At 39.8% G+C, this 17,031-nt stretch carries 12 protein-coding genes; 4 read left to right on the top strand and 8 right to left on the bottom strand.

Annotated elements, in window-relative coordinates; translation table 11 throughout:
• Nucleotides 1-74 precede the first annotated feature (74 nt).
• Nucleotides 75-950, top strand: coding sequence for an AraC family transcriptional regulator (locus IV514_RS16330; RefSeq protein ID WP_206486389.1), 876 nt, complete (start codon nt 75-77; stop codon nt 948-950).
• A 54-nt stretch (nt 951-1,004) separates the two neighbouring features.
• Here the strand turns inward: IV514_RS16330 and IV514_RS16325 are convergent, their stop codons facing one another.
• Entirely contained in the window at nt 1,005-4,151 is a 3,147-nt protein-coding gene (locus tag IV514_RS16325; RefSeq protein ID WP_206486388.1) for a TonB-dependent receptor, read from the bottom strand.
• 451 nt (nt 4,152-4,602) lie between these two features.
• Between IV514_RS16325 and IV514_RS16320 the strand changes: the two genes are divergently transcribed.
• A complete protein-coding gene (locus IV514_RS16320) occupies nt 4,603-6,069 on the top strand; it encodes a M28 family peptidase (RefSeq protein WP_206486387.1) in 1,467 nt (488 codons plus the stop codon).
• 383 nt (nt 6,070-6,452) lie between these two features.
• Nucleotides 6,453-6,638, top strand: coding sequence for a hypothetical protein (locus tag IV514_RS16315; protein WP_206486386.1), 186 nt, complete (start codon nt 6,453-6,455; stop codon nt 6,636-6,638).
• 108 nt (nt 6,639-6,746) lie between these two features.
• Here the strand turns inward: IV514_RS16315 and greA are convergent, their stop codons facing one another.
• From greA to IV514_RS16280, 7 genes are all read right to left on the bottom strand, one after another.
• A complete protein-coding gene (greA, locus tag IV514_RS16310; RefSeq protein ID WP_206486385.1) occupies nt 6,747-7,223 on the bottom strand; it encodes a transcription elongation factor GreA in 477 nt (158 codons plus the stop codon).
• Nucleotides 7,224-7,367: 144 nt separating this feature from the next.
• Entirely contained in the window at nt 7,368-10,586 is a 3,219-nt protein-coding gene (gene carB, locus IV514_RS16305; RefSeq protein WP_206486384.1) for a carbamoyl-phosphate synthase large subunit, read from the bottom strand.
• Between the two features lie 25 nt (nt 10,587-10,611).
• Nucleotides 10,612-11,742 carry a glutamine-hydrolyzing carbamoyl-phosphate synthase small subunit gene (gene carA, locus IV514_RS16300; protein WP_206486383.1) on the bottom strand — a complete coding sequence of 377 codons (1,131 nt, stop codon included), beginning with the start codon at nt 11,740-11,742 and terminating at the stop codon, nt 10,612-10,614.
• A gap of 278 nt (nt 11,743-12,020) precedes the next feature.
• The gene (dapB, locus tag IV514_RS16295) at nt 12,021-12,827 is read right to left on the bottom strand and encodes a 4-hydroxy-tetrahydrodipicolinate reductase (RefSeq protein ID WP_206486382.1); all 807 of its coding nucleotides are present in this window, start codon (nt 12,825-12,827) and stop codon (nt 12,021-12,023) included.
• A gap of 15 nt (nt 12,828-12,842) precedes the next feature.
• Nucleotides 12,843-13,283 (bottom strand): hypothetical protein, encoded by a 441-nt coding sequence (locus tag IV514_RS16290; RefSeq protein ID WP_206486381.1) that lies wholly within the window; start codon nt 13,281-13,283, stop codon nt 12,843-12,845.
• A 50-nt stretch (nt 13,284-13,333) separates the two neighbouring features.
• Nucleotides 13,334-13,957: an FKBP-type peptidyl-prolyl cis-trans isomerase gene (locus IV514_RS16285; protein ID WP_206486380.1), complete on the bottom strand. Its 624-nt coding sequence runs from the start codon at nt 13,955-13,957 to the stop codon at nt 13,334-13,336.
• Nucleotides 13,958-14,423: 466 nt separating this feature from the next.
• Complete coding sequence (locus tag IV514_RS16280) at nt 14,424-15,365, bottom strand: 2-dehydropantoate 2-reductase (protein WP_206486379.1); 942 nt, start codon at nt 15,363-15,365, stop codon at nt 14,424-14,426.
• Nucleotides 15,366-15,481: 116 nt separating this feature from the next.
• Here IV514_RS16280 and IV514_RS16275 point away from each other — a divergent pair, with 116 nt between their 5' ends.
• Nucleotides 15,482-16,807, top strand: a complete 1,326-nt coding sequence (locus IV514_RS16275) for a Na+/H+ antiporter NhaC family protein (RefSeq protein ID WP_206486378.1) — start codon at nt 15,482-15,484, stop codon at nt 16,805-16,807.
• Nucleotides 16,808-17,031: the final 224 nt, after the last annotated feature.

Genomic DNA, 17,031 nt, shown 5'->3' with positions numbered 1-17,031 from the left:
TGCGCAACAAATGTCAGGTAATTCATTATTAATACTTTTATAGTAAGCACATTCATCAATTAACTAAAAAAGTTATGACTTTGTATCAAAAACGCATGTTCAAGGTGATCCAACTACTCGATGAAAATATTGAGCATAACCTTTCACTTGCGCAATTAAGCACTGCCGCCCATTGTTCAAAATTTCACTTTCAACGCCAGTTTAGTGCGTATTTTGGCTTAAGCCCGAAACAATATAGCCAACAATTAAAGCTTAAACGTGCAGCCAATCAATTAGTCTTTCACCCTCAGCTGAGTATTGGAGAGATTGCTTATCAAGCAGGTTTTGCCAACAGTGAATCATTTTCACGGGCATTTAAACATCTTGTCGCGCAAAGTCCGAGAGCGTTTAGAAAGCAAGCTGTTGATACATCAGTCATTGATGACTTGCTATCCACCCCACAATTACTCACAAAAATGAGGGAATATCACATGGCAGACAACGAACTTGAAGTGTCAATCATTGAACTACCACAAATTAAACTCGCTGTTTATCAACATCACGGTAGCCCAAGTAAAGTAATGCAAAGCGTAAAGCACTTTATCACTTGGCGGATGAACCATCATACTCCACCGAGCCAATCGGCAACCTTTAACTTGATTTACCATGATCCTAATACCGTAGCTGAAGATGAGTATCGTTTTGATATCTGTGCGCAAACAACTAACGATATTCCAAAGAATGACTATGGCATCATCAATCAATCTATTCCTGCGGGAAAATATGCTAAATTTCGCCATATTGGCTCAGACCAGTTACTGGGAGCTAGCTTAGAAAAACTATACGGACAATGGCTACCTTACAGCGGCTATGAATTAAGAGACTTCCCCTGCGTACTACAACGGATAGCAATGTATCCACAAGTTGCAGAATCTTCAGCCATCACCGATATTTTGCTCCCTTTAGCATAAAAAAAAGCCAGTTGCCTAAGCAACTAGCTTTTCAACACACTTAAATATTAACGTTTAAAAACGATAAGATGCATTTAAGAAGTAACTACGACCGAATAAATCATAACCTGATGAAGTCACCATATTTCCACGGTTAGAACCAGCAGAAATGTCTACCATATCTGGGGCTTTATCAAATAAATTAGAGATACCGAAAGTCACTGCAAAGTTATCAGCGTTATAAGTTAACGAAGTATCCATATATATCGCTGAATCTGCCGAACATACTGGCACAGTTTGCGGCTTACCCACTAAGTCTTCATTCGTTTGGAACTCATTACAACGGGCATTATCTTCAACATCATCAGCAGCATGAGTACCTGAGAAGTAATTTGCCATTAACATCCAGTTCCAATCGCCACTAACAAAGTTAAAGGTCGATACTAAACGATGCTCAGGTGTACCAAAATCTTCTAACATATCTTCAGCTTCTTCACCCTTAAAGATAGTTAGCTCACGCTCTGTTTGTAAAGTATATTGGTTGATCCATACCATATGGACAGGCATACCAAATACATCACCTAACCCTGTTGAAAAGTGCGTGTTAATATCAACACCTTTTGAAGTTTCCTCACCAATGTTAATAAACGATATATCGACTAAGCTTGGGAAATTCAAACGAGCATCAGCAGAGTTACGGTTACGTTCAATACGTGAACAGAACGGGCTGCTAAAGTTTGGTGAATCAAAACAACGCTTAAGCATGGTTGAGCCACTGATTGTTTGAATGGTGTTTTCAACTTCTAAGCTCCAGTACGTCACACCAAAATCAAATTCATAATCATCATCGAATACCGGTGTCCACTTAAATGACGCAGTAATATTTTCTGATGTTTCAGGTTTTAATTCACGCGCATTACCTTGAGAAACCGTTGGAATGGTTGGTACGCCACTTAAACCAATTTGGGTATAGTCAGCACCTTGAGCAGTACAGTTATCCAAGATAGTTTGTGAGCGGTCTTCTTTTGACGGATCATACTGACCATCTGTTGTTAAAGAACCAGGTACCGAACAAGGATCTGCACTACCACTTACGCCACCAAATTGACTGGCTAAGAACTGCTCACGTAAATTAGGCGCGCGGAACGAAGTACCATACGATGTAGTGAATAATAACGAATCAGTTGGTTTATAAGTGACACGAGCACGTTTCGTTAACTCACTACCGAAGTTAGATTCATCGGTATAACGAAGTGCAGCTTCAACTTCGAATAAACTCGCCCAATCTTGATCGACAGCAATTGGCATTGAAATCTCACCAAAGACATCGGTAACATCACGATCACCCATGGTCGCACCTTCACTCAACGGGTTTTCAGCGGCAACTAGCCCATTCGCACCTAAAGTATCAGCTTCTGATTGGATACGATCACGTCTAAATTCCATACCAAAGGCTGCGGTAGTAACGCCACCATTTTCAAAATCAAATAAATCACCCGTCATAAATGCGGAAGCCATTAACTGTTCAACCGTGGTGCTATTCATTCGAGTACCAATTAAGAAATCTTTTTCTGCTTGCGTAGCAAAGGTACCACCACCGTATTCACCACCAGTGAAAATTGACGGTGCAAAGAAATTAACTGGCACACATTCTTGTGGCGTAATAAAACCAATCCCTGCAGGTGCATTAACACCACAGATTGGGTTACCGTCAACATCTAAACGAAGTGTCCCTAGCGTTAATGCCAAGTTAGTTTCGTTCATAATAGGTTGATGCTGTTTACCGATACCACGATCATAAGAAGCAAACATTTCATATGACCAACCACCATCTTCTAAGAAGCCACCAGTAAAGTCACCACGTAAGCCCGTGACGAATCTAAAATGATTAAGCTCTACTTCACGTCGCTGAGGTAAATCTTCTAGTGTCACAATATTGGACACTTCAACATCAAATGGGCTTAGCGGGTTCTGTACTAAATGAGGAGAACCATCATCATTAACTACAATATTGCCGTTTTCGTCTTCATGCGGGATCATCCCTGGAATAGTGGGGAAAATTTGCTCAGTTGATGCTAATGACGTTAAGTGACGATGGAAGTAATAAGCTTCATAAAAAATTTCTTCATCTCCCCCCCACCAATCAGGTAAATATGAACCATTAGCTGCAAGTGTAAAGCGTGTAACAGGCTGAATTAAATCAGCATTCATACGATCTTTACCATCATGATACATATCATTGTATACACGACGGTTTAATTGGCCATCACCCGTAATTGCAATATTAGGATCCGTTGGTACCGGAATACCTGTTGACGAGGTGTAATCCATCACGCCTAAACTATCAATTTGACCAGGGTTATAAAACATAGCAAAGCCATTCGGATTATCATAACGTCCGCTCAGCTCTAAAATAGAGTTATCCCAGAAACGACTCGAACATACAGAGACTCTGTCTCCATCCTCTTTTTGCCAAATCTTGCGTATACAATCTGTTCTGTCACCTACCGCAACTCGCTCACGGCTATAGAAGGAACCAGATAAAGCAAATTTCGCTTTATCACCCTCAAAGCCAGTAATAAATGAAAAATCGGTTTCTTCACCGCCACCTTCAGCAGTATCAGATAGAGCACCAGATACTTCAAAGCCATCAAAGCTTTCTTTTAAGATAACGTTTATAACACCGGCTACCGCATCGGCACCATAAATTGACGACGCACCCTCGGTGATCACTTCAACACGTTCTACCATGTTCACTGGTAATAAGCTTAAATCAGGTTGTGAAGGCGCACCACGTACCCCTGATGCACCTAATCGGCGACCATTAATTAAAATTAAGGTACGTTCAGGACCTAAGCCTCGTAAGCCAACATTAGACGAGCCTACACCACCACTTGGCGGTGGCTCAGATGCATTTGAGTTACCAGAGTTAGAGTTAAATGTCGCATCGAACTGTTGGCCATTTGCCATAGATGTGTTTTGTAGCAGTTCGCTAACGGTACGAATGCCTGCTTTTAACGCGTCATCCGCTTTAATGACATGAATAGGCGCGGCATTCGAAAATTCGGCTTTCTTGATACGTGAACCAGTAACGGCAATACGTTCTACTTCTTCCTCTGCACTCGCCTCTTCAGCGAATACAGGTAATGAAATAAATGAAGCTGATACACTAGCTGCTATAGCAAACTTAATTGCTTTCGCAAGCGGAGATGGTTTAACCATGTTTTATTCCTCATATTTATTATAATTATTCTGCCTACATTCCATTTATTGAACTTAATGATTGCTGTAAATATTCCCTAGTATTTACACAATTAAATTCACGGCAGACTTATTTAGACTACTCAATAGATTTCATAAAGAAAATAAATTAAGTGAATCCAATTTGTTACAAAACCTTTTCATGTAAAGATATTGACACAAGTTGTTAATGTTACTTCTAACATACCTGCTAATAATCGTTTTATAAAAAGCATTACCCTAGATGCTTTTCGTTGTTGTATTCATTAACTCAAATAAGTGTATGCAACAATTGCCTTCTTAGCCAAAAATTTACTGATTTCATTAACAATAATCACCATTTTTGACAATGACTGCTGTGCAGTGTTTTTGAAATCACCTTGACTCAAATTGGTCAATTAGTAATCATGGCAATAAACAATAAGGATATAACATGAAATTTTTTCGCGTCATTTTATTGTCTGCTCTCGTTTCAACACCTAGCTATGCTAATGATATACAAAGATTAATTAGCACAATGCAAAGTAATACACCATTAATTAATGATCTTCAACAATTAACAGATGAAATTGGTGGGCGACTTACAGGTAGTGAAGCAAATAACCACTCTGTCGATTGGGCGCTATCTAAATTTAAACAAGCGAAAGTCACTGCAAATAAAGAATATTTCCAAATGCCAAGAGCATGGATTGAGCATCAAGCCAAAGGTAAAGTAACGGGTCAAGGTATTGAATTTACCATGCAAATAGCCACTATGCCTTTTACTTATACGACAGCTGAAAGTGGGCTTAATGCAGAAATCGTCGATCTAGGTCGAGCACAGCCATCAGCTTTTGCTGCACCAGAAAAATTAAAAAATAAATGGTTACTCGTGGAGACTGCAATTCTTGACGATAAGGCAGGCATTCATGGACTCTTTCAAGAATATATCGACTTTGCCGAAATTGAACGACAAGCATTAGATGCTCAGGCGACAGGGATCATCTATATGTCATCTCGCGCCAAAAACTTATTATATCGACATTTACCCAGTACGGGTGCCGACAATAAACTGCCTATTATTGTTATCGAGCGTGAAAAAGCACTAAAAATTAAACGTTTGCTTGCCAATAACCATACTCTCAACTTCAATGCTCAGCTGAATATCTCCAATGATGACGCCTATCAAACAGCGAATGTCATCGCAGAAATACCCGGTTCAACCCATGCAGATGAAATTGTATTAATTGGTGCCCACATCGATTCTTTCGATATGGGAACAGGTGCGTTAGACAATGGCTCTAATGTTGTCTTAGTAATTGATATCGCGCGTCAAATAGCTAAATTGAATATCAAACCTAAACGCACAATCAGGTTCGCGCTATTTAATGGTGAAGAGCAAGGCTTATTTGGTTCGTGGGCATATACAAAACAACATTTAAACGAACTTGATAAACATGTTATTACTTCAACCATAGATATAGGAACGGGTAAAATTACCGGCTTCTTTACTAATGGCCGAGCTGAGGTTATTCCACTGCTCAATAAAATATTAGCGCCAGTTCAAACATTGGGCCCCTTTGAACAAGTCAATGTCCCCGTGGTAGGTACCGATAATTATGACTTTATGGTCAATGGTGTCGCAAATTTAGTCGCCAATCAACAAGACTCGAACTACGCATCAAATTACCATGCAGAATCAGATACCTTTGATAAAGTTGATCAAGTACAGTTAAAACACAATGCCACTATCATGGCAGCAATGGTACTAGGTTTTGCGAATACTCAGCACATCCCTTGGCAAAAACAAAACCAACAACAAGTTGAAGCGTTAATTGACAAGTTTGATGTTGAAGCATCAATGAAAACCTTTGGTGTTTATCAGGGGTGGAAAAATAAAACGCGTCCGGTTCGTGATTAAGAATACTAGGGGTGTTGAACTTTGCTGTTTCATTTTTGTTCGAGATAAAAGCGTTTTAAACGCGGCGTGAGAAGATTTGCTTAGCCATCTAAGCAAATCTTCTCACAACAAAGAGTAAAACGCTTTTAACCGAACCTTTCAGGCTGCGTTTGTTGTCATTTCTACTATGTTGCCCCACATGGATGTGGGGTAAGGTGATTTTGCAAGAGCATAAAATCTTTAGTGCTTTATCATGTGGAACAAATATCAAAAGCATTGCCTTGTAAAAATTTCCAACAAACTGCTGCAAAAACAAACTTGAAAGATCAACACGCCCTAGCAGACAGATAAATCTTCCACTATAATCCACACTAATCTATAGACAAATTGCAAGGAAGCAATCAATGTGTGGAATTTCTCCATCCCTTCTTAAAACTTGGTTATTTCTGGCGCAATCAACTGATGATAGCCTTGCGCATGCAAAGTTTCTTGCCCATAAAAAGATAAAAACGCACTTTGTTTCTATCGCTTTGGCTCAGCTTCACCTTGAGCAAATTCAAGATACTGAAATAGAGGTAGTTGTACTCTAGCTCAAATAATTAACGCTTGGATACATAAAGGTAGGTAAATATTAATTCAGATCAGAAATGAAGAGTCACATAGAAAAAGTGTGACTCTTTTAAAATGTTTATTGATGATTAAACATGCTCTACGGCGATAATTTCATATTCCACTTGCCCACCTGGTGTGTTGATTTCAATTTCAGAATCAACTTGTTTACCGATCAGGCCTCGAGCAATTGGTGAATTAATCGAAATACGATTATTTTTAATATCCGCTTCATCGTCACCAACAATTTGATATTTAACTTCTTCGTCCGTTTCTATATTCAATAATGTTACAGTCACACCAAATATGACTTTGCCAGTATTTGGCATCTTAGTGACATCAATCACTTGAGCATTACTAAGTTTACCTTCAATATCTTGAATGCGTCCTTCACAAAAACCTTGCTGTTCACGGGCAGCATGATATTCAGCATTTTCTTTTAAATCACCATGCTCACGTGCCTCAGCAATGGCTTGAACAATTTCAGGACGCTTTACGGTTTTTAAGTGATGTAATTCATCACGTAGTGCATCTGCTCCGTGCACTGTCATTGGGTATTGGTTCATTATTTATCTTCTTCTAATGCTATAAAACAAAAAAGTTGTTTATAAAAACAACTTTATTTCACTTTACGAGGATCAATTTTTGTATTTAGGCTTGCTAAGCCAATTAAATAACTTTATCTAGCAAGCCTAACATATTAGTGACTATTATTGACACTTCTCGTGTAACTCTTGAATAGACGTGACTATATTTCTATCATCAGCGGCATGTGCTTGGCAAGCGGCAAATGCAGCATTTAAGGTAGTAGTATAAGTCACTTTGTATCGAAGTGCACCGCCACGTAATACTTTAGAATCTTCAATCGCTTTACGACCTTCTGTTGTATTAATAATATAGCTGTATTCTTCATTCTTAATTCTATCGAGAATATGTGGGCGCCCTTCGTGTACTTTATTCACTAAACGTACAGGGATATCGGCTTCACCTAACACCACGGCAGTGCCATGGGTCGCATCAAGTTGATAGCCTAAATCCACCATTTGTCTAGCTAAATCAACCACTCTTTCTTTATCACTATTACGCACAGAAATAAGTGCTCGACCAGACTTAGGAACGGACACGCCAGCACCTAAATTCGCTTTTGCATAGGCTTCTTCAAACGTTTGACCAACGCCCATCACTTCACCAGTAGAGCGCATTTCAGGCCCTACAAGTGGGTCACTTCCATGAAATTTATTAAATGGAATAACCACTTCTTTCACTGAGAAGTAAGGAGGAATGGTTTCTTTGGTTATACCTAACTCAACCAGCTTTTTGCCAGCCATAACACGAGCGCCTACCTTAGCTAAAGGTACTGAAGTTGCTTTCGATACAAATGGTACTGTACGCGCTGCACGAGGATTCACTTCAATGAGGTACACTTTACCATCTTTTACAGCCATTTGCGTATTCATTAAACCAACTACACCTAGCTCAAATGCTAAATCAGTGACTTGCTTACGCATAACATCCTGAACTTCTTGGCTCAAACTATACGCCGGTAATGAACACGCTGAGTCACCAGAGTGAACACCTGCTTGCTCAATGTGTTGCATAATACCACCAACAACCACATTTTCACCATCACACACTACATCAATATCAACTTCAATAGCGTCGTCTAGGAAGTGGTCGAGTAATACCGGCGCTTCATTAGAAACACTAACGGCTTCATTCATGTAGCGGCGTAAATCTTCGATGTCATAAACAATTTCCATTGCACGACCACCCAACACATACGATGGACGAACAACTAATGGGAAACCAATCGCTTCTGCTTTCACTAATGCTTCATCAAGCGATGTTACCGTTGCATTTTCAGGCTGTAATAAACCTAAACGGTCAACCGCTTGCTGAAAACGCTCGCGATCTTCTGCTCGGTCAATGGCATCAGGTGAGGTACCAATAATAGGTACGCCAGCCGCTTCAAGTGCACGCGCTAATTTCAATGGCGTTTGACCACCATATTGCACGATCACCCCTTTGGGCTGTTCAATACGAACAATTTCTAGTACATCTTCAAACGTAATAGGCTCAAAATATAAACGATCTGATGTGTCATAATCGGTTGAAACAGTTTCTGGGTTACAGTTAACCATAATGGTTTCATAGCCATCTTCACGTAGCGCTAAAGCCGCATGAACACAGCAATAGTCAAACTCGATACCTTGACCAATACGGTTTGGACCACCACCTAAAATCATTATTTTTTCACGATTTGACGGCGCAGCTTCGCACTCTTCATCATAGCTAGAGTACATGTAAGCCGTATCAGAACTAAACTCAGCCGCACAAGTATCTACACGCTTATAGACAGGGAAAATTTCAGCATTATGACGTTTTTTACGAATTTCAGATTCACCAACACCTATGATGTCAGCTAAACGAGCATCAGCAAAACCTTTACGTTTTAATTGACGTAAATACTCAGGTGTCAATCCTGCCATACCACCTTCAGCTACTTTCGCTTCATGTAAAACTATGTCTTCAATTTGAACTAAGAACCAACGATCAATCTTAGTTAAACGGAATACTTCATCCACCGACAAACCAAGACGAAATGCATCTGCAACATACCAAATACGCTCTGCACCAGCTTCTTGAAGTTCATGCATAATTTTTGTTTTAGCGCCTGGCTGAGATACGTCCACTTGTGGATCAAAGCCTGTTGCACCTACTTCTAAACCACGTAGCGCTTTTTGCATTGACTCTTGTTGGTTACGGCCAATGGCCATCACTTCACCAACAGACTTCATTTGCGTGGTTAATCTATCTTCAGAGCCGGCAAACTTTTCAAAATTAAAACGTGGAATTTTAGTAACAACATAATCGATTGTAGGCTCAAATGATGCAGGAGTAGCTCCGCCGGTAATATCATTTGATAACTCATCTAATGTGTAACCTACAGCAAGTTTTGCTGCTATTTTAGCAATAGGGAAGCCCGTTGCTTTTGAAGCTAACGCTGATGAGCGAGAAACACGAGGGTTCATCTCGATAATCACCATACGACCCGTATTAGGACAAACACCAAACTGTACGTTTGAGCCACCCGTTTCCACACCAATCTCACGTAACACGGCTAATGAAGCGTTACGCATGATTTGGTATTCTTTATCTGTTAGCGTTTGTGCTGGAGCGACCGTGATTGAATCACCTGTGTGAATCCCCATAGGGTCGAAGTTTTCAATCGAACAAATAATGATACAGTTATCATTTTTGTCTCGAACCACTTCCATTTCATATTCTTTCCAACCAATTAATGATTCATCAATTAATAACTCATTAGTTGGCGAAAGATCTAAACCTCGAGTACAAATGGTTTCAAATTCTTCTTGGTTATAAGCGATACCGCCACCAGTTCCACCCATGGTAAATGATGGGCGAATGATACAAGGGAAACCAATACGTTTAGCTGTTTCACGCGCTTCATCCATTGAATGAACAATTTCAGCGCGAGGACATTCTAAACCAATATTTTTCATCGCTTGGTCAAAACGTTCACGGTTTTCCGCTTTATCTATTGCATCGGCAGTAGCACCAATCATTTCAACATCAAACTCTTTCAATACGCCTTGAGCTTCTAGCTCAAGCGCACAGTTCAATGCCGTTTGGCCACCCATAGTCGGTAACACTGCATCTGGGCGTTCTTTTTCGATGATCTTACGTACCACTTCCCAATGAATTGGCTCTATATAGGTTGCATCCGCCATCTCGGGATCTGTCATGATGGTCGCAGGATTTGAGTTAACCAATATAACTCGATAACCTTCTTCACGAAGTGCTTTACAAGCTTGAGCACCTGAATAGTCAAACTCACAGGCTTGACCGATAACAATTGGACCAGCACCTAAAATTAAGATACTTTTTATGTCATTACGTTTTGGCATAGTATTTCGTCTCTCTTTTGGGTGATTAAGCGTTATGCTGTTTAATTAAGTCAATGAAGTGGTCAAATAATGGCGCGGCATCATGCGGACCGGGGCTTGCTTCAGGGTGACCTTGGAAACTGAATGCTGGTTTGTCAGTACGATGTATCCCTTGAATCGTGCCATCAAATAGCGAATTATGCGTTACTTTTAAGTTTTCAGGTATATTTGCTTCATCCACAGCAAAACCATGGTTTTGCGCAGTGATCATCACGACATTTCGCTGATGATCTTTGACAGGATGGTTGCCACCATGATGACCAAACTTCATTTTCATTGTGTTGGCGCCACTGGCTAACGCTAATAATTGGTGACCAAGACAAATACCGAACACCGGAATATCCGTCGTTAAAAAGGTTTTAATCGCACTAATAGCATAGTCACAAGGTTCTGGATCACCAGGTCCGTTTGATAAGAAAATTCCATCAGGATTTAATGCTAATACTTCTTCGGCTGACGTTTGTGCAGGTACAACAGTTAACTTACAACCACGGTCAACTAACATACGTAAAATATTATGTTTCGCACCAAAATCGTATGCAACCACATGAAACTCACTGTTTTCTGGTGTTACATGACCTTGTCCTAGCACCCAGCTACCTTCTGTCCATTGGTATTTCTCTTTGGTAGATACCACTTTAGCTAAGTCCATGCCTTTCAAACCTGGAAATGCTTTTGCTTGCGCTAAGGCATTGTTTTCATCCAAGTTATCACCCGCTAAAATGCAACCATTCTGGGCACCTTTTTCACGTAAAAGTCGGGTTAATTTACGAGTATCGATATCAGCAATCCCTAAGATATTATTCGCCTTAAGGTAATCGCTTAAACTCTGTTCATTTCTAAAATTACTCGCTAGAAGCGGTAAATCTCTAATAACTAAACCTTTCGCCCAAATAGTCGATGACTCTTCATCTTCACTATTGGTACCTGTATTGCCGATGTGCGGGTATGTTAGTGTTACTATTTGTTCCGCGTATGATGGGTCGGTAAGAATTTCTTGGTAACCTGTCATAGAAGTATTAAACACTACTTCACCAACAGCCGCCCCTTCTGCACCAATTGCGGTGCCTTTAAATACAGTGCCGTCTTCAAGCACTAAAATGGCAGATTTAGTCAATTTAACCTCCGTTAAGAAGAAAGAAACTTAATGATGGATCAACTAAAGAATTCATCACTAAGCGCAAAAGCTAGTTTCGTAATGCGCAAAAAGCGCGCATAAAAAATGCCAAAAATATCACCCATTTCCTTTGAACGAATAAATTTTTGACAAAATCCACTTATTTTACGCTTAAAGCTTAATTTCGTCTAGTAAAAAATGTAAAAATCATTAATAAAATTCATTTTCGATATAAAAGCACTAAAAGTAGCACTTTTCTATCCGTTAACCCTAAGTATTTACTCTTTAAGGCCTAATACGTCTTGCATATCATAAAAACCTTTCGGTGCTTCTTTTAACCAAAAAGCGGCTCGCATTGCTCCTAAAGCAAAAGTCATTCGAGATGTGGCTCTATGAGTTAATTCTATTCGTTCACCTAAATCAGCAAAGAATGCTGTATGCTCACCAATAATGTCACCGGCTCTGACAGTCGCAAAACCTATAGTCTCTGATGTCCGTTCATCGCTGATCCCCTCACGGCCATATACAGCAACTTTACTTAAGTCTCGCCCTAAGGTGTCTGCGATTACCTGCCCCATTTTCATTGCGGTGCCTGAAGGCGCATCTTTTTTAAACCTGTGGTGCGCTTCAAAAATTTCAATATCAGTATAGTCGCCAATTGCTTTTGCGGTAACTTCTAACAACTTAAATAGCAAATTAACGCCTACGCTGGTGTTAGGAGCAAGCACGATCGGTATTTCGTTAGCAAAATGTTGGATCTTAGCCACCTGCTCATCATCAAAGCCCGTTGTGCCTATCACCAAAGCTTTGTTGTGTTGTTGGCACCATTTGAGATGTTCAAAGGTTGAATCGATTGAAGTAAAGTCAATAAGTACATCCGCAGCTTCAAGCTGAGAGAGATCTGACGTTGTTTTAATGCCGTAATGACCTACGCCTGCCAACTCCCCTAAATCCACATTGTCAAAACTGGATGACGCTCGCACACTCCCGCCAACTAATTCAACAGACTGATGTTCTATTGCTGCCTGAATTAAGTTTCGTCCCATACGACCGCTACAACCTAAAATAGCCACCTTTACTTTCATTCTTTCTTTGTTCCTTTAATTTTTAATAAACACAGTATTATTTAAAGATAATGGCTGCGCTAATAACTTCGATTGTGACAAATCATGTGAACTGACACTAATAATTTTATAAGCATTTAGTTGCTTGTTTAGATGATAGAAAGCAGAAAAATCAGCAAACACTTGATCGTTATCATCACTAAAAGCCCAATCGATACACATTAAAATAGTATGGTCATCGATGTTATCAACACTTGCCTTCAATACGGTTATTTTTTGCGTTCTTGCTTCGGCTAACTGATTAAAAATAGCATTAAATTCATCAGTAAATTCCGCATTAGTTTGCACCACTAACATTTTATCGGGTGTACTTAAACAACAAGGCAATGCATAACAAGCAGCAACCTGTTCAAGATTATAGTGTAAAAATCCGGCAATATAATCTTGGATAAAATGCGTTAATTGCTCTGTATTCACAAAAAAACCTCAAAAAAAAGCCCTCTACTGAGGGCTTTATTGGATATTGATTAGCTAACAACAGCTAATAATTCAACATCGAAGACCAAGGTAGCATAAGGAGGAATTGCACCTTGTGAACCGCGCTCACCATAAGCTAAGTTATATGGTACGTATAAGCGCCATTTTGAACCTTCAGTCATCATTTGTAATGCTTCTGTCCAACCGGCAATCACACCGCCAACAGGGAACTCAGCTGGTTGACCGCGATCGTAAGAGCTGTCAAAAACATCACCATTAATAAATGTGCCGTGGTAATGGGTACGAACTGTGCTCTGTGCAGTTGGTTTTTCACCGTCGCCTGTGGAAATCACTTCATATTGTAAGCCTGACTCTAAAACAGTCACTTCTTCACGTTTAGCATTTTCAGCTAAATAAGCTTCACCTTCTGCCGCTTTTTCTTTGGCTACTGCTTGTTCTTGCTCTTGCAATTTTTTAGAAACAACAGAGAAAGCTTCATTTAAATCTTCATCAGATACTTGACTTGCAGCATTGGCAATAGCATCAGCTAAACCCGCTTGAATAGCGTTAACGTCAAAATCTTTAAATGGGTTATTACGTAATTGATCACCTAATTGACGACCAACACCATAACTTACACGTTGTTCAATAGTTTTAAATGTATTTTCAGACATATTATTCACTTTTGTTTTCACCGCACATATTGTGCATTTTGGTGAGTGATAAAAAATTCGCGCAAGGATATCATAAAGCGCAGTAAGTCTGTAGTGCTGAACAAAGACAAATTGTTATTTAATATAATTAATTGGCTAACTAGGGCGTGTTGAACTTTGTTGTTTAATTTTTGTTTGAGATAAAAGCGTTTTAAACGCGGCGTGAGAAATGACGCTTAGTCATCTAAGCAAATCTCCTCACAACAAAGAGTAAAACGCTTTTAACCGAACCTATCAGGCAGGCAGCCTTTGTTGTCATTTCTACTATGTTGCCCCACATGGATGTGGGGTAAGGTGATTTTGCCGGAGCATAAAATCTTTAGTGCTTTATCATGTGGAACAACCACACATCAAAAGCACTATCTTGTATAAATGCCCAACAAACTGCTGTAAAAACAAACTTGAAAGATCAACACGCACTAGGGGCTTATGTTTTTAACATAGTTTGCAAAAACTGATAGCAATTATCCAGCACAGGGGTATTAAGTTGTTGCTGCTCTGCAAGTTGATATGGATACCTCACTAAACTATCAAATTCTGATGATTGCCCGTTTGCGATATCTCTTTGCATAGAAGTTTGACTTGCCTCGGGTAAGGCATCAATAAACTGAATAGTTTGCATAATGAGTTTTGATGTTATCGTCACGTCTTTCGCTTGGGCAATTTGCGCATATTCTTCAATAATACTAATTAATTCATGTCGATGCTTGCCTGAACGTAGTTCGCCGACAGACAAAGACTTAGCTGATGCTAATGCCCCCCATGCAGCCACAAAGATAAACTTGCGCCATAATGCTTGTTCAATATTTTGGGTGATACCAATACTAACCTTAGCCTTCACAAAGCATTGTGCAATTTTTTCAAGCAGTTCCCCTTCTCTTTGCAAGTCTTGTTCAGATTGTTGCTGGTGTGCTAACAGTCCTAAGGTAACATGGGGTTCAGCGCCACTGTGTGTGATCACGCCCGGCTCAGTTAATTGACTGATAATTTTAGCAACACCGCCATAAACCTGCTGAGGATGAATACCAAAATCTATGATTCGCTGGGTTGCGTCAACGCCATTTAATAATGGAATAATGCGAGTCTGCGGCTTTACCACAGGTTTAATTTGCACTAATGCCTGATCCAACTGAAAAGTTTTAACGGCAATAAGAATGACATCAACAGTTGCATCTTGCTCATAATGTTCAACAACTTGAGGATTTTTTAATGTCACATCACCATTAATACTTTTAACCACTAAGCCGCGGGTTTTCATTGCTTGAAGTTGTTGATTACGTGCAATAAAGGTCACTTGCTCACCAGATTGCGCTAATCTGGCACCAAAATAACCACCAACAGCTCCACTGCCCACAATCAAAAAATGCATAAAACCTCTTACTAGTTAAAAATGCCATAGGTTAAAAGAAAAACTTCATAGACATTTTTTTAAATTACTTTATTGTTGGGCATTATAACTATATTTACACGTTTAATAACAATTACATGACTTCAATAGATAATAACAAAAATCAAACTCCGCAACGCTTGATCAGTTTGTTTCCCTTCGCCATTTTTCTGGGTTTATTTCTTGGCACTGGCGTTGTCTTAAGCCTGCAAGGAGTTGATTTTGCTTTTTACCAGCTACCCGCCAGTATTGCCATTATTCCCGCAATATTAGTGGCTATTTGGTTAGGTAAAGACAGCATTAATGAGCAAATATCTCAATTTATTCAAGGCGCAGGTCATCAAAATATCATCACCATGTGCATTATTTACCTATTAGCCGGAGCTTTTGCTGTTGTAGCTAAAGCGACGGGTAGTGTTGATGCCAGTGTGCAATTAGGCCTATCACTTTTTCCCGATTATTTACTATTGCCGGGGTTATTTTTAGTTGCCGCGTTTATTTCTACTGCTATGGGGACATCAATGGGCACCATTGCGGCAATTGCCCCCATAGCGCTGGGCTTTATTGAATCAGCCAATTTAGATGCCAGTGTAGTCGCTGGAGTGATCATTTCAGGGGCCATTTTTGGTGATAACCTTTCTATTATTTCTGATACGACCATTGCATCGACCAGAAGCCAAGGCGCCCACATGAAAGACAAGTTTAAGGTCAACTTTAAATTTGCCATTCCTGCGGCACTGATCAGCATCGCAATTTTTACCAGCATGGGGGTGACAATCCCTATTGCTGAAGCACAACAAACCAACATCATTGGCCTAGTACCTTATATGGTTATTTTAATATTGGCATTATTAGGCGTGAATGTCTTTTTAGTTTTATTGATCGGTATTGCCTTAGCTGCCACTGTTGGCATGCTGACCAATGGTTACCAACTAGCTAACTGGGTCGCTGATATCAATCAAGGCTTTGCGAATATGCAAGATATCTTCATTTTGGCATTATTTATTGGCGGCTTAAGTGAACTGATCAAGCGCCAAGGAGGCTTAGCAGCGTTAACCCATTCAGTAGAGAAATTTGCTCGTAAAATAAATCCAAATAACAATAAACGTGCAGCGGGTTTAGGTATTGCCAGCTTAGCATTTATCTGTAATTTTTTTACCGCCAATAACACAGTATCAATCATAGTCACGGGTGAAACCGCGAAAGATTTAGCTCGTGATGGCGAACTAAGCCCCGCACACTCTGCTAGCCTTTTAGATATATTTGCTTGTATTAACCAAGGTTTATTACCTTATGGCGCACAAGCCTTATTATTGGGGACAACATTGAAAATATCGCCTATCGAGGTGGTCTCTAGCGCATATTACCCGATGATATTATTATTTGTTGCCAGCTTCGCCTTTTGGCGCTTGACTCGAAAATAACGCAACTCAGCCGCTCTATAATGTAGCGGTTCATAATAAAAGTTAGTATTTGAGATGATGTTACGCGTTGGGGGAGCTAATACTGCTAAAGTGCTTTGTTCATCAAGCTTTCAACTCGATTAGCATTGAAATTACTTTGCTAAAAAGAAAACCCTGCAATCGCAGGGTTTCTAATACATGAGTTAAAGCCAGAACAACATTTTGCTCATCCGCTGGCTTTTTAC

This window comes from Thalassotalea sp. G2M2-11 (assembly GCF_017168195.1).
Lineage (GTDB): Bacteria > Pseudomonadota > Gammaproteobacteria > Enterobacterales > Alteromonadaceae > Thalassotalea_E.
The sequence above is the reverse complement of the archived record's forward strand: the minus strand, read 5'-3'. Positions and strand labels throughout refer to the sequence as shown.

What these genes read in the sequence shown, in the direction of transcription:
- IV514_RS16330 (WP_206486389.1), top strand. Translation starts at nt 75, where the DNA reads ATGACTTTGTATCAAAAACGCATGTTCAAGGTGATCCAACTACTCGAT.
- IV514_RS16325 (WP_206486388.1), bottom strand. Translation starts at nt 4,151, where the DNA reads ATGGTTAAACCATCTCCGCTTGCGAAAGCAATTAAGTTTGCTATAGCA.
- IV514_RS16320 (WP_206486387.1), top strand. Translation starts at nt 4,603, where the DNA reads ATGAAATTTTTTCGCGTCATTTTATTGTCTGCTCTCGTTTCAACACCT.
- IV514_RS16315 (WP_206486386.1), top strand. Translation starts at nt 6,453, where the DNA reads ATGTGTGGAATTTCTCCATCCCTTCTTAAAACTTGGTTATTTCTGGCG.
- greA (WP_206486385.1), bottom strand. Translation starts at nt 7,223, where the DNA reads ATGAACCAATACCCAATGACAGTGCACGGAGCAGATGCACTACGTGAT.
- carB (WP_206486384.1), bottom strand. Translation starts at nt 10,586, where the DNA reads ATGCCAAAACGTAATGACATAAAAAGTATCTTAATTTTAGGTGCTGGT.
- dapB (WP_206486382.1), bottom strand. Translation starts at nt 12,827, where the DNA reads ATGAAAGTAAAGGTGGCTATTTTAGGTTGTAGCGGTCGTATGGGACGA.
- IV514_RS16285 (WP_206486380.1), bottom strand. Translation starts at nt 13,957, where the DNA reads ATGTCTGAAAATACATTTAAAACTATTGAACAACGTGTAAGTTATGGT.
- IV514_RS16280 (WP_206486379.1), bottom strand. Translation starts at nt 15,365, where the DNA reads ATGCATTTTTTGATTGTGGGCAGTGGAGCTGTTGGTGGTTATTTTGGT.
- IV514_RS16275 (WP_206486378.1), top strand. Translation starts at nt 15,482, where the DNA reads ATGACTTCAATAGATAATAACAAAAATCAAACTCCGCAACGCTTGATC.